The sequence below is a fragment of the Ornithinibacter aureus genome (genome assembly GCF_009858245.1).
GTDB lineage: Bacteria > Actinomycetota > Actinomycetes > Actinomycetales > Dermatophilaceae > Fodinibacter > Fodinibacter aureus.
Window position 1 is genome coordinate 891,663 of sequence record NZ_VMSB01000001.1, and the last position, 14,327, is coordinate 905,989.

Here is a 14,327-nt window from a genome sequence, read left to right on the forward strand (position 1 = left end):
CACCACGCGGCGAGGGCCGCACCCCGGTCGGGAGTGCGGCCCTCGCTGCTGTGCTCAGGGACCGGTCGGTCACAGGCCGGCGACGCGGTCTCCCGGAGCCGTCAGGCCCGGGTGGGCCCTGAAGTAGTCCACGAGGTTCTTCAGGTCCTCGGGACCACCGGTGAGGTTGGTGCCCTGGGTGAAGACGCTGAACCCGTCACCGCCCTGCGCGAGGAAGCTCAGCGTGCCCACGCGGTAGGTCTGGTCCATGCTCAGCGGCACACCGTTGAGGCGCATGTCGCTGACCTTGGAGCCGGCGGCGTTACCCGCCGTCCAGGTGTAGGTGAAGCCCTCGGAGACGTTGATCGACAGCGTGCTCGCGACACCGGCGCCACTGACACGGTACTGCTGCTCCAGGACCGCCTTGATCTGGGCCCCGGTCATCGTGATGGTGTTGAGCAGGTTGCCGAACGGAGCAACGGCGTAGGCCTCGGCGTAGGTGATGTTGCCGACACCCTCACCGGCGACCGGCGCCATCGGGAGTGAGGCGCGCACGCCCCCGACGTTCATGAACGCGATCTGCGCTCCGCCGTTGTCCCCCGAGGTTCCCCAGAGGATCGCGTCGGCGACGAGGTTGCCCATGGGGGTCTCGATGGCGCGGTTCGAGCGGGGGTCGGAGTGACCGATGATGTCCTCGACGTGGGTGCCGACGACCTGCGCGCCGAGCTCTCCGCTGAGGGCCTTCCACTTCGCGATGACCTCGGTCTGCACGGGGTCCTTGGCCGTGCGGGTCACGAGGTGGTTCGTCGACGTCGTGCGGCCGCGGTCGACCTCACCGCTGCGCGTATTGATGACGAGGTTGGTCTCGGTGACGACCCGCCCGTAGTCGGCGGCCGACGTCACGGTCCGCGGGTTGCCGGCCGGGTCGGGGATGGAGCACACGTAGGGGTTGTGGGTGTGCCCGGTGACGATGTGGTCGATCTCGGGGCTGAACTGGGTCGCCATCGTCGCGATCGGTTCGGAGATGCCGACGCAGCTGTTGTAGGTGCCGGCGTTGGCGCCGCCCTCGTGCATGAGCACGACGATCGCCTTGACGCCCTGCTTCTTCAGCTTCTGGGCAGCCGCGTTGGCCGTTTCGACCTCGTCCTTGAAGGTGACCGACGAGATGCCACCGGGGCTGACGAGCAGGTCGGTGCCCTCGAGCGTCATGCCGATGAAGCCGACCTTGGTGCCGGAGATCTCCTTGACCCAGGTGCCAGGCAGGAACGTGGTGCCATTGCTCTTCTTGATGACGTTCGCGGCCAGCCACGGGAAGTCGGCACCGGCGTAGGGCTCGTCGGGGAAGTAACAGCCGTCGACCGGGTGGCAGCCGCCGTTCTGCATGCGCAGCAGCTCGTCGGTGCCCTCGTCGAACTCGTGGTTGCCGACGCTGCTGACGTCCAGGCCCATGGCGTTCAGGCTCTCGACCGACGGCTCGTCGTGGAAGAGGCCGGACAAGAACGGCGAACCACCGATGAGGTCACCGGCAGCCACGGTCAGGCTCTTGCTGTCGCCCACCTTGGAGCGCAGCTCGGTGAGCTTGGTCGAGAGGTACTCGGCGCCGCCGACGGGGGTGGCCGACGGGTCGTGGATGGCTGCCAACGGGCCGTCCGTGGCCTCGAGGTGCCCGTGGTAGTCGTTGAACGACAGGACCTGCACGCTGGTGAGGTTCGGGTTGCCCTTGACGGCGGGCTTCTTGCCCGGCCCGGCAAAGGCGGGGGTGCCCGCGACGAGGGCTGCGATCGCGGTTGCCGCGATCCCGGCGCCGAGGACGCGCCGATGAGTGCTGCTCATGTGAGATCTCCTTGTGGTGGTCGGCCGGGCCCCACCCTAGGCGCGCACCACGCGTGCCGCGCCGGAAAAACACACCGAACTTCCGGCATCCTCGTGGGCGCTACCTGCCAGTAGCCCGCCGTCCACCGGCGCGTCACCCAGACCACGGATCAGGCGAGGCAGCGGGGCCCGAGCAGCACCTTGAGGTCACCGAACAAGGCCTCCGTGGCCTCGACCCGGAACGCCGGGTCCAGCCGGATCTCGACGGCGCGGCCGGGCTTGACCAGCCGCAGGTGCACCTCCGTGGTGCCAGGGTGGTTGGTCAGCACGCTCTTGAGCTCCTCGACCCGCTCGGTCGTTGCCCTGGCGGTCTCCATCGTCACGACGACGGGCCCGCGCGGCCCCTCGCTGACGTCGGGCAGGGTCAGTTCCTGCGCGTAGATGGAGACACTGTCGTCACGCCGGTTGATCTTGCCGCGCACCACGGCCACGGTGTCCTGGCGCAGCATCGGGCCGACGGTCATGTAGGCGCTGGGGAAGAACAGGCACTCGATCGACCCCGCGAGGTCCTCGACGGTCGCGATCGCCCACAGGTCACCCTTCTTGGTGCGCTTGACCTGCAGGCCGGTGATCAGGCCGGCGATGGTGACCATCGAGCCCTCCGGCCGACCGGCCTCGTCACCGGTCAGGGCCGCGATCTGGGTGTCGGCGTGCTGGCTCAGCACGTGCTCGACCCCGAACAGCGGGTGGTCGGAGACGTAGAGACCCAACATCTCGCGCTCGAAGGAGAGCAGCGCCGACTTGTCCCACTCGACGGCGGGCACGCTCGCCAGGCCCATGAGGTCACCGCCGCTGTCGCCACCGGAGTCGTCACCGAACGAGCCGAACAGGCTGTCCTGGCCGATCGCCTCCTGACGCTTGACCGCGACGAACGCGTCGACGTACTCCTCGTGGACCTGGAGCAACCCCATCCGGGGCTCACCGAGGCCGTCGAACGCGCCGCCCTTGATCAGCGACTCGATGGTGCGCTTGTTGCACACCACCGCCGGCACCTTGGACATGAAGTCCCGGAAGGAGGTGAACGGCCCCTTCTCCGCCCGTGCGGCGATGATCGCCTCGACGACGTTGTGGCCGACGTTGCGGATCGCCTGGAGGCCGAAGCGGATGTCGGTGCCGACCGCGGCGAACTGCCCCAGTGAGTCGTTGACGTCGGGGGGCAGCACCTTGATGCCCATGTGGCGGCACTCCCCGAGGTAGAGGGCCGACTTGTCCTTGTCGTCACCGACCGAGGTCAGCAGCGCCGCCATGTACTCGGCCGGGTAGTTGGCCTTGAGGTACGCGGTCCAGTACGACACCAGGCCGTAGGCGGCGGTATGGGCCTTGTTGAAGGCGTAGTCGGAGAAGGGGACGAGCACACCCCACAGGGCCGCGATCGACGCCTCGTTGAAGCCCTTGGCCTTCATGCCCTCGGAGAAGGTTCCGTACTCGGCGTCGAGCACCTCCTTCTTCTTCTTGCCCATCGCCCGCCGCAGCAGGTCGGCGGTGCCCAAGGAGTAGCCGGCGAGCTTCTGGGCGATCTCCATGACCTGCTCCTGGTAGATCACCAGGCCGTAGGTCGTGCCGAGGATGGGCTCGAGAGCCGCCACCATCTCGGGCTGGAGCTTGCCCTCGAGCTGGGGGTCGAGCGGGATGAGCGCCTGCTTGCCGTTCTTGCGCAGGGCGAAGTTGGTGTGGGCGTTCACGCCCATCGGCCCGGGGCGGTAGAGCGCCAGGGCCGCGGAGATGTCCTCGAAGTTGTCCGGCTGCATGAGCTTGAGCAGGGTGCGCATGCCGCCGCCGTCGAGCTGGAACACCCCGAGGGTGTCCCCGCGGGCCAGCAGGTCGAAGGTGGCGCGGTCGGTCATGTCCTTGGAAAGCGCGTCGAGGTCGATCTCCTCGCCACGGTTGGACTGCACGTTGGCGATGGCGTCGTCGAGGATCGTGAGGTTGCGCAGGCCGAGGAAGTCCATCTTGACCAGGCCGAGAGACTCACAGCTCGGGTAGTCGAACTGGGTGATGACCTGCCCGTCCTGAAGGCGGCGCATGATCGGGATGACGTCGATGAGCGGCTCGCTGCTCATGATGACGCCGGCCGCGTGCACTCCCCACTGGCGCTTCAGGCCCTCGAGGCCCTTGGCCGTCTCGACGACCTCCTGCAGGTGCGGCTCGCCGGCGACGAGGTCGCGGAACTCCTTGCCCTCGCCGTAGCGGTCGTGGGTCTCGTCGTACATCTTCGACAGGGGCACGCCCTTACCCATGATGTCCGGGGGCATCGCCTTGGTCAGCTGCTCGCCGACCGCGAAGGGGTGGCCCATCACCCGGGCGGCGTCCTTGACGGCCTGCTTGGCCTTGATCGTGCCGTACGTGACGATCTGCGCGACCCGCTCGCTGCCGTACTTCTCGGTGACGTAGCGGATCACCTCACCGCGCCGGCGCTCGTCGAAGTCGACGTCGAAGTCGGGCAGCGAGGGGCGCTCGGGGTTGAGGAACCGCTCGAAGATCAGGCCGTGGGGCACCGGGTCGAGGTCGGTGATCTTCATCGCGTACGCACACATCGACCCCGCACCCGAGCCACGACCCGGGCCGACCCGGATGCCGTTGTTCTTGGCCCAGGTGATGAAGTCGGCGACGACCAGGAAGTAGCCGCAGTTGTGCACCGCGACGCCCTCGGCGACGTAGGTGTGGTCACCGGACACCGTGAGGTTGAACACCGTCCCCGAGTACGCCTCCCGAGACACCGCTCGCACCCGAACCCACCATCGACCGTCCACGCAACGGGCGTTGTAGGGCTGCTTCTGCGACTGCGGCACCCACAGCACCTTGTAGGACCGTTGACTGGGAGAGCGCTGCAGCGTGCACCACTGACCGAGTGACAACAGGATGGACCGCAGCTGCCGCGCCAGGACGTCGTTGACGGTGGTCACCATCCACTTGCCGCGAGCGTCGACATGACCGTCACCCTCGTGCCAGCCCCTCACGAATGCCCGCAGCCCTTCGTCCGGGGTCGAGAGCACCCATTCGGGGACGCGCTTGTTGCGGACCCCTGAGCCGAAGAGCCTCGTCAGCACGAGCGCCAACGGGTGGTTCGTCAGCATGACGACGACCCCGTGATGCCCGGGCACGGACGGCGAGGCTTTCGAATACACGCGCGCGGTGCCGAGGTCGAGGTCGTCGATGACGCGGCAGAGTCGCTGCACGGCGGGCTCGTCCTCGTGCAGCGTCCACCCGATCTGTCCCGGGTTGACGCCTCCCTCCGGGTCGTAGAGATGCCCCTCCGCAACCCACAACCCGAACAACCACAGCAGATCCGTGGACCACTCCAGTTTCGAGGGCAGGGTGCCGACGTTCGGGCGGGCCGCACGCTTGAGACCTGCCCCCATGCGGTGGACTCGACCGTCCGGCGACTGTCCGATGGTCCACCCAGCAGCCTCCATCAGGGCCACGACGTCGAGGTCCTGGTAGACCGCGCGCTCTGGCTGAGGCAGGAGCACCTCGTCGCCGGGCCGCACGTCCTTGGCCTCCACCCACCCGCGGTGAGCCACCAGGAATGGGTGCTCGGCAGTGGCCTTGAGCGGAAAGGCCTGACCGTACGGGTGGATGACGTGCAGGTCCTCCGACACCGAACGTGTCAGGACCTTCTCGACGATCGCGTTGCGTCCGCGCAGGGCGTGGGTGTCGACCGAGGTCACGACGTCGCCCTCCACGACATCGCTGATCGCCTTCCACCCACCATCACCCATGAGAACCGGTGTCTCGGGCGGGAAGCAGTACCCCTTGGAGACGATGACGTCCGTCTCGAACTCAGCCTGCTTCTGGGCGTACTCGGGGATGCCGGTGGGGAAGCGTTCGTGCAGCCCCCGCTGCACCTCCTTGACGAACCAGCTCGCCTCGTTCTCCCCCGGCGGGCACGGGAACTGGGGCATGTAGCGCCCCTCGTCGACCGTGAACGAGATGTCGCACATCTCGGCGATGAGCAGCGTGTTGTCGCAGGCCTCGGGCAGCTCACGCCACGTGTGGCGCATCTCGGCCGGGCTCTTGAGGTAGAAGTCGTCGGCGTCGAACTTGAACCGGTTCGGGTCCATCATCGTCGAGCCCGACTGCACGCACAGCAGGGCCGAGTGGGCCTTGGCGTCCTCGGGGTTCGTGTAGTGCAGGTCGTTCGTCGCGACCAGGGGCAGCCCGAGCTCACGGGCCAACCGCAGGAGGTCCTTCTGCACGCGGCGCTCGATGTCGAGGCCGTGGTCCATCAGCTCGCAGAAGAAGTTCTCGGCCCCGAACAGGTCACGCAGGTCGGACGCCGCCTGCTTGGCCTGGTCGTACTGGCCCAGTCGCAGCCGCGTCTGGACCTCACCAGACGGGCAGCCGGTGGTGGCGATCAGGCCCTTGCCGTACTGGTCGAGCAGCTCGCGGTCGATGCGCGGCCACTTCGCCCAGACCTGGTCCAGCGAGGCTTGCGAGTCCATCCGGAACAGGTTGTGCAGCCCGACGTTGTCCCTGGCGAGCAGGGTCATGTGCGTGTAGGCACCCGACCCCGAGACGTCGTCGCCGGGGCGGGAGCGCTCGTCGCCCCACGTGACGCGGGTCTTGTCCGTGCGGTGGGTGCCGGGAGTGACGTAGGCCTCGACCCCGATGATCGGCTTGACCCCCGTGCCCTGGGCCTTCTTCCAGAACTCGTAGGCCCCGAAGAGGTAGCCGTGGTCGGTCGTGGCGAGGGCCGGCATCCCCATCTCGGCGGCACGCTGGAAGAGGTCACCGATGCGCGCCGCACCGTCGAGCATCGAGTACTCGGTGTGGACGTGCAGGTGGACGAAGGAATCGTTCGCGGAGGACATCGCCGACCATCCTAGGTCGCCGGGCCGACACCCCTTCGGCGTGTCGCCGACCGTGTCGGCGCAGCGCTCAGAGCGCGTCGAGGGCGCCCTGCAGATCAGCGGGATAGCTGCTCGTGAAGGTGACCCACTCCCCCGATCCGGGGTGCTCGAAGCCGAGGCCGACCGCGTGCAGCCACTGCCGCTCCAGGCCGAGCCGCTGCGCGAGGGTGGGGTCCGCGCCGTAGGTCAGGTCACCGACGCAGGGGTGGCGCACCGCCGCCATGTGCACGCGGATCTGGTGCGTTCGGCCGGTCTCGAGCTTGATCTCGAGCAGCGAGGCGTAGCGGAACGCCTCGAGCAGCTCGTAGTGGGTGACGGCGTGCTTGCCCGAGTCCATGACCGCGAACTTGTAGTCGTGGCCGGGATGGCGCCCGATGGGGGCGTCGATGGTGCCCTCGAGCGGGTCCGGGAGGCCCTGCACGAGCGTGTGGTAGGTCTTGTCGACCCGGCGCTCCTTGAAGGCGCGCTTGAGCACCGAGTACCCGCGCTCGCTCTTGCACACCACCATCAGGCCGGACGTGCCGACGTCGAGACGAGACACGATCCCCTGGCGCTCGCTGGCGCCACTGGTGGAGATGCGGTACCCGGCGACCTTCAGCCCGGCCAGGACGTTCGGCCCGCTCCAGCCGACGCTGGGGTGGGCTGCCACGCCCACGGGCTTGTCGACGACCACGATGTCGTCGTCGTCGTGGATGACGGCCATGCCGGGGACCGGTTCGGCGACGACCTCGAGGGTCGGGCTGGCCGGGGATGCCGGCAGCGTCACCTCGAGCACGTCGCCCGCGCTCACCCGGTGGCTCTTGCCCACGCTGGCGGTGTTGACCACGACGCCACCCTCGGCGGCGAGGTCAGCCGCCCGCGTGCGGGAGAGACCGAAGAGCCGGGCGATGGCGGCGTCGACCCGTTCCCCTTCGAGGCCGTCGGGAACGAGGACCGTACGGGCGTCAGTCATGAGCGTGCTCCGGGTGGTGGGGAGGTCCGGAGACGGGGGTGCCCCGATGGGCCAGGACCATGATGATGCCGGCGCCCACGACGATCGCGATGTCAGCGACGTTGCCGATGAACCACCCGAAGTAGTCGATGAAGTCGACGACGTGACCTCGACCGGGGCCGGGCTCGCGGAAGAAGCGGTCACCGAGGTTGCCCACGGCGCCGCCGAGGAGCAGCCCGAGCGCGACCGCCCACGCCATCGTGCCGACCTTGCGCGCGGCGACGAGCACCCACCCGAGGATCGCCAGCGACACGATGGTGAGGATCCACGTGGCGCCGTCGCCGATCGAGAAGGCCGCCCCGGGGTTGCGGATGAGGTTCAGCGAGATGAACGACCCGATGAGGTCGACCTTCTCCCCCGGCGTCAGCGAGTTCAGGGCCCACACCTTGGTGCCCTGATCGATCACGAGGACCACGAGGGCAAGCCCCAGCAGGACGGTCGTCAACCGTCGCTGATGGCCCAGCGGAACCGGGCGTGGCGTGGACTGGGCGGGGTGACTCGAGGTCAGCGGCGTTCCTGCTTCTTCTTGCATGGCATGCACAGGGTCGCACGAGGAGCGGCCTGGAGCCTAAGTTTGCCGATCGGGTCGCCGCACGACTCGCAGATTCCGTACGTCCCGTCGTCGAACCGTTCCAGGGCGTGCTCGCTCTGCTCGAGCATCAGGCGGGCGTTGTTCGCCAGCGAGATCTCCTGCTCGCGCTCGTAGGTCTTGGCCCCGGCATCCGCCTGGTCGTCGCCGGCGCCGTCACCGGAGTCACGCATGAGGTCCACGAGGTCGCTCTCGGCGTCCACGAGCTCGGCGCGCAGCTGGGCGATCTCCTGCTCGAGCTCAGCGCGCAGGTCACGAAGCTCCTTGGCGGTCCATGGCGACTCGTCCTCGCGCACCGCCAGCGTGCGGCTGGACGTGGCCTTCTTCGCCGTCGGAGTCTTCCTGGCAACCATGCGTACCCACTTCCGTAAGGGGCCGGCGGGCCGTGGTCGGCCGTCGCCAGTGGGCTGAGGATACGGCGTGAAGGGCCCTGCCTCAACGACAAAACGCAGACGTGCACGGCGAGGTCGGTCACAGCACGAGGGAAGGGTTGCCCACGGCACGAGGAAGGGCCCGGCCGATGGCCGGGCCCTTCCTCGTGGTCGCGTCAGCCCTGGTGCTCGGGCTGCGGCTCGGCAGCCGCTTCCTCGTGCTGCTGGGCGTCGGCGGACTCCTCGTCGGAGTGCTCGACACCGGTGTTCTTCAGGTCGGCCAGCTGCGCCTCGATGTAGGTGTGCAGGCGCGAGCGGTAGTCGCGCTCGAAGCCACTCAGCTCCTCGATCTTGCGCTCGAGCAGACCACGCTCGCGACCGAGTTCCTCGAGGATCCCGGCCTTCTTCTGCTGGGCCTCGGCCACCATCCCCGTGGAGCGCTCGCGCCCCTCGGTGAGCAGTTCGTCGCGCTGGGCGGTGGCGGTGGCGATCATCTCGTCGCGCTGGGCCGTGGCGGTCGCGATCATCTCGTCACGCTGGGCTGTGGCCGTGGAGATGAGCTCCTCCTTCGTGCTCGTCCCGGTGGCGATCATCTCGTCGTGCTGCGCCTGCCCGGTGCTGATCAGCTCGTCGTGCTTGGCCTGCCCGGTGCTGATCAGCTCGTCGTGCTTGGCCTGAGCCGTGCTGATGAGCTCGTCGTGGCGGGCCTGGCCGGTGCTGATCAGCTCGTCGTGCTTGGCCTGAGCCGTACCGATGAGCTCGTCGTGGCGGGCCTGACCGGTGCTGACCAGCTCGTCGTGACGTCGCTGGCCCTCGGTGACCAGCTCCTCGTGACGGGCCTCACCAGCAGCGACGTGCTCGTCATGCAGGCGCTGGGCGAGGGCGATGACACCGGCGGCGCTGGCGCCACCACCGGCACCGGCCAGGGCAACGGCACCCACGGCACCGTCACCGCGCTGGGCCGCTGCGGCGGCGCGCTCCTCGGCCTCCTCGGCACGGGCGGTGGCCTCGGCGATACGGGCCCTGGCGTCCTGCTCGATCTCGTCGATCCGGGCGCGCAGGGCCGTCACCTGGTCGTTGTTCTCGGCGGCGGCGTCCTGACGAGCGGCGGCGTCCTGCTCGCGCTCGGCCTGGGCGGCGGCGAGGTCGCCCCGGCTGGCCTCGAGCTCGTCCTCGAGCTGTGCGACCTTGGTCTCGAGCTCGGTGGCGCGCTCCTGCAGGGCTGCGTTCGCGGCCTCCAGCTCGTCGACGCGCGCGGTGGCCTCGGCGGCCTGGGCCTCGAGCTCGCCGCCCCGGTGCTGGAGCTGGGCGAGCTGGCCCTGCAGCTCGGCGTTGCGGGCCTCGGTGTCGCCGGACTTGCCCTCGTACTCGCCGAGGCGCGCCGTGAGGTCGCTGCGGGTGCTCTCGAGCTCGGACACGCGGGCGGCGAGGGTGGCGTTCTTGGAACGCAGCTCGTCGAGGTCACCGGCGGAGGTGTCCGGCTCCTGGCGGGCCGCGACCGGTGCCAACCCGTTGCCCTCGCGGACGGCGTTGAGCTCGCCGCGCAGGTCGTCAGACTCCTTGGTCATCCGACGCATCTCGGCAACGATGTCGTCGAGGAAGTCGTCGACCTCCCGCTCGTCGTACCCACGGCGGAACTGGGTCTGGGTGAACGTCTTGTTGAGAACGTCCTCGGGCGTGAGAGCCATGGTCAACTCCTGTGGTGGGGCATCGGTGTCGAGTCCCGCTCCCGGCATCCACGCACAGCGCGACGCCCGGTTGAGGACCGGTCTCGCCAGACTACGCGATCAAGGGGTCACACCGTCAGCCGAGACGGCGAGCGGCCACCGCCCTCACAGCAGGATCAGCAGGAGGTACACCACGAAGAAGAGCACCATGAACGACAGGTCGAGGTTGACGGCGCCGAGACGCAGCGGGGGGATGACCTTGCGCAGCGCCCGCAGCGGCGGCTCGGTGAGCGTGTAGATCGGCTCGGCGACGAGCAACGCGGCCCCACGAGGACGCCATTCGCGGGCGAAGATCCGGATCCAGTCGAAGACGACCCGCCCGAGGAGCACGAGGAAGTACAGGAAGACGACAAAGCCCAGGACCTCACGCACCGCGTTCATGGCAGGAGTGTGACTGACGAGGAGGTGATTTCCCGAAACGTCCGCGTCAGCTCTGGTTGAACACGCCGCGACCGGACGCGGTGACCGGCCCTTCCTCGGCGTTGACCTCGACCGTCTCGGGCGAGAGCAGAAACACCTTGGACGTCACCCGCTCGATCGATCCGCGCAGGCCGAACACGAGACCGGCGGCGAAGTCGACGAGGCGCTTGGCGTCGGCATCGCTCATGTCCGTGAGGTTCATGATCACGGGGATGCCGTCGCGGAAGTTCTCGCCGACGGTCTTGGCCTCGTTGTAGGTGCGCGGGTGGATCGTCGTGATGCGGGAGAGCCCGCCCACCTCCGGGCTGCTCACCACGTGCGCCACCGAGTGACGAGTGGGCAGGTGGGTGACCTCGGCGCTGCGACGCTCGGCGCGCTCGGGGGCGGCGTGGTCCTCGACCGCGTCGACGTGGTCGTCGTACATCTCGTCGTAGTCGTCGTCGTAGCGACCCTGGTCCTCGGCGAGGCCCAGGTAGACCATCGTCTTGCGCAGCGCGCCTGCCATTGAGTGCTCCTTGGTCGTCGGCCCCGCCTGATCGGCGCCGTCCATCGCGACTGAAGTTACCGGTGTGACAGCCGAGATCCGAGGATTGCCGATCCGACACGCAGGTGTGTCGCGCCGTGGGCCACGGCGGCCTCGAGGTCACCGCTCATCCCGGCGGAGATCCACGTGGCGTCCGGGTGAGATGTTCGGATGCCGTCGCTCACCTCCCGCAGGCGGGCGAAGGCGGGGTGCTGGTCACCCCCGAGCGGGGCCACGGCCATGACGCCGCGAAGGCGCAACGAGGTGGAGCCGGCAACCGCGTCCGCGAGGGCCTCGGCCTGGTCGACGGGTACCCCTCCCCGGCCCCCACCGTCGGCCAGCGCCACCTGCACGGTCACGTCCAGGACCCGCCCCGCCGCGCAGGCTCCCCGGTCGAGAGCACGCACGACCTTGGCCCGGTCCACCGACTGCACGACGTCGGCGTACCGCGCGACCGACCCCGCCTTGTTGCTCTGCAGCTGGCCGATGAAGTGCACGCGCAGGTCAGCGCGGCGTGCCAGGGACTCCAGCTTGGCGGTGGCTTCCTGGTCGCGACTCTCCCCGATGTCGGTGACGCCGAGTCCGGCGAGCAGGTCGACGTCCGAGGCCGGGAAGAACTTCGTGACGACGACCAGGGTGAGCTCGTCGGTGCGGCCCGCGTCGCGCCGGGCCCGCTCGATGCGGTCGTGGACGGCGCTCAGGTTCAGCTCGAGGTCTCGACGTCGCCGCTCGAGGTCGTGCGTGTCCGCGGAGCCGCCCGGGGTCACGGAGCCGTCAGGGATCACAACCGACTCCGCGCGACGACTCCGGCGAAGCGGCCGGTGTTTGCGTCCCGGCGGTACGAGTACAGGTCCGGGCGCTCCCTGGTGCAGCCGGGCACCCAGCGCACCGTGACGCCGGCCTCCCGCAGCTGGGTCACCACCCCTGCTGCCACGTCGACGGCGGGTGTCCCCGACCACGACACCGTCGCGGCCACCGGCACCACGTCGGCGACGTCCGACCGCATCGCCTCCGGGACCTCGTAGCACCGTCCACACACGGACGGCCCGACGACGGCGTCGATCGTGTCTCCACCCAGGCCACGCATCGCCGCGATGGCTGCCGGAACCACGCCGGCCACCAGGCCGGGTCGCCCGGCGTGCACCGCGGCCACCACGCCGTCCCCGGCCAGCAGCACGGGGACGCAGTCGGCGACGAGGACGGCCAGGGCCAGGTCAGGAGAATCGGTCACGAGGGCGTCGCAGGTCGGGGCGACCTGCGGGACGCCGTCGATGACGGCGACCCCGGCACCGTGGCACTGGTCCATGTACGCCACCGGACGGCCCAGCGCCTCGGTCAGCGCTGCCCGGTTGCGGCTCACCGCCTCGGGGTCGTCGCCGACGTGGCCGCCGAGGTTCAGCCCGGCATACGCCCCAGTGCTCACGCCCGACGAGCGGTCGGTGACAGCGCGGAAGACTCCGCTGCGGTCCTCATGCCAGGCGAACACCCTCCCACCCTACGGTCGCGGGGGGGGCTGCACGGGCCGGGCAGGCCGTCTCCGCACCCGACACAGGACAGGGGCGGACCGGCTGAACCGGCCCGCCCCTGTCGGCGGTGCTGACGTCGTGACCCGACCTACTTGAGGAAGTCCGGCACGTCGAGGTCGTCGTTCTCGTCGAAGGTCACCGTGCGCGGCGGTGCCTGCACGGGCTGCGCCGGACGGGCCGGCTCGACCGGCGCCTGGACCTGCTCGGTCATGACGGCGCCCTCCTCCGGGGCAGCCTCGACCGGTGCTGCGGGCTGACGCTGCGCGACGGGCGCTGCCACCGGGGCTGCGGCTGCGGGGGCGGAGCGCCCCTGGACCGAGCCGAGGGCCCGGTCGTCGGCGCGACGCACCGGCGCCCCGCCGTCGAACCCGGCGGCGATGACCGTGACGCGCACCTCGTCGCCGAGGGCGTCGTCGATGACGGCACCGAAGATGATGTTGGCCTCGGGGTGGGCGGCCTCCTGCACCAGTCGCGCCGCCTCGTTGATCTCGAACAGCCCGAGGTCGCTGCCACCCTGGATGGAGAGCAGCACGCCGTGGGCGCCGTCGATGCTCGCCTCGAGCAGTGGGCTGGAGATGGCGAGCTCGGCGGCCTGGACGGCACGGTCCTCACCGCGGGCCGAGCCGATGCCCATGAGCGCGGAGCCGGCCCCCTGCATGACCGACTTGACGTCGGCGAAGTCGAGGTTGATCAGACCCGGCGTCGTGATGAGGTCGGTGATGCCCTGAACACCGGACAGGAGCACCTGGTCGGCGCTGCGGAACGCGTCGAGCATCGACACCCCGCGGTCGCTGATCGACAGCAGGCGGTCGTTCGGGATGACGATGAGGGTGTCGACCTCTTCGCGCAGCTGGGCGATGCCGGTCTCGGCCTGGTTGGCGCGGCGGCGACCCTCGAAGGTGAAGGGGCGCGTGACGACGCCGATGGTCAGGGCGCCGAGGCCGCGGGCGATGCGAGCCACGACGGGCGCGCCACCCGTGCCGGTGCCGCCGCCCTCGCCAGCGGTGACGAAGACCATGTCGGCGCCGCGAAGGACCTCCTCGATCTCCTCGGCGTGGTCCTCGGCGGCCTTCTTGCCGACCTCGGGGTCGGCACCGGCGCCGAGCCCCCGGGTCAGCTCGCGGCCGACGTCGAGCTTGACGTCCGCGTCGCTCATCAGGAGCGCCTGGGCGTCGGTGTTCACGGCGATGAACTCGACGCCCTTGAGGCCGACCTCGATCATCCGGTTGATGGCGTTGACACCACCGCCGCCGATGCCGACGACCTTGATGACGGCGAGGTAGTTCTGGGGTGCTGCCACGATACGGGCCTTCCACTGGGTCGGAACTCGGGTTCGCTGTTCGAAGAACTCTCAACGTAAGGTTGACAGTCACACTTCGGATGCGGTTCTATGGCATGACGCTAGGTCGGTCCCCGACGTCAGGCAAAGACGCGGTGGGCGTGTCGCGACATCCCCTGCGGAAATCCTTTCACGGGCAG

At 69.4% G+C, this 14,327-nt stretch carries 11 protein-coding genes; all 11 read right to left on the minus strand.

Features of this window, described 5'->3' with window-relative positions:
• Positions 1-69: 69 nt before the first annotated feature.
• On the minus strand, positions 70-1,812 hold the full coding sequence (locus C8E84_RS04325) for a bifunctional metallophosphatase/5'-nucleotidase (RefSeq protein ID WP_159899786.1): 1,743 nt from the start codon (positions 1,810-1,812) through the stop codon (positions 70-72).
• Positions 1,813-1,961: 149 nt separating this feature from the next.
• On the minus strand, positions 1,962-6,662 hold the full coding sequence (gene dnaE, locus C8E84_RS18010; RefSeq protein ID WP_246196766.1) for a DNA polymerase III subunit alpha: 4,701 nt from the start codon (positions 6,660-6,662) through the stop codon (positions 1,962-1,964).
• A gap of 67 nt (positions 6,663-6,729) precedes the next feature.
• Positions 6,730-7,653 (minus strand): RluA family pseudouridine synthase, encoded by a 924-nt coding sequence (locus C8E84_RS04340; RefSeq protein WP_159899788.1) that lies wholly within the window; start codon positions 7,651-7,653, stop codon positions 6,730-6,732.
• Positions 7,646-8,137 (minus strand): signal peptidase II, encoded by a 492-nt coding sequence (gene lspA / locus C8E84_RS04345; RefSeq protein ID WP_246196768.1) that lies wholly within the window; start codon positions 8,135-8,137, stop codon positions 7,646-7,648. Before lspA ends, C8E84_RS04340 begins: the two co-directional genes overlap by 8 nt.
• A gap of 59 nt (positions 8,138-8,196) precedes the next feature.
• A complete protein-coding gene (locus tag C8E84_RS04350) occupies positions 8,197-8,634 on the minus strand; it encodes a TraR/DksA family transcriptional regulator (RefSeq protein ID WP_159899792.1) in 438 nt (145 codons plus the stop codon).
• Positions 8,635-8,828: 194 nt separating this feature from the next.
• On the minus strand, positions 8,829-10,340 hold the full coding sequence (locus C8E84_RS04355) for a DivIVA domain-containing protein (RefSeq protein ID WP_159899794.1): 1,512 nt from the start codon (positions 10,338-10,340) through the stop codon (positions 8,829-8,831).
• A gap of 144 nt (positions 10,341-10,484) precedes the next feature.
• Complete coding sequence (locus C8E84_RS04360; protein WP_159899796.1) at positions 10,485-10,760, minus strand: YggT family protein; 276 nt, start codon at positions 10,758-10,760, stop codon at positions 10,485-10,487.
• A gap of 46 nt (positions 10,761-10,806) precedes the next feature.
• On the minus strand, positions 10,807-11,304 hold the full coding sequence (locus C8E84_RS04365; RefSeq protein ID WP_159899797.1) for a cell division protein SepF: 498 nt from the start codon (positions 11,302-11,304) through the stop codon (positions 10,807-10,809).
• Positions 11,305-11,360: 56 nt separating this feature from the next.
• Positions 11,361-12,107: a YggS family pyridoxal phosphate-dependent enzyme gene (locus C8E84_RS04370; RefSeq protein ID WP_246196770.1), complete on the minus strand. Its 747-nt coding sequence runs from the start codon at positions 12,105-12,107 to the stop codon at positions 11,361-11,363.
• Complete coding sequence (locus C8E84_RS04375; protein WP_159899799.1) at positions 12,104-12,808, minus strand: purine nucleoside phosphorylase YfiH/LACC1 family protein; 705 nt, start codon at positions 12,806-12,808, stop codon at positions 12,104-12,106. Before C8E84_RS04375 ends, C8E84_RS04370 begins: the two co-directional genes overlap by 4 nt.
• Positions 12,809-12,936: 128 nt before the next feature.
• A complete protein-coding gene (ftsZ, locus tag C8E84_RS04380; RefSeq protein ID WP_159899801.1) occupies positions 12,937-14,148 on the minus strand; it encodes a cell division protein FtsZ in 1,212 nt (403 codons plus the stop codon).
• Between the last annotated feature and the right edge of the window lie 179 nt (positions 14,149-14,327).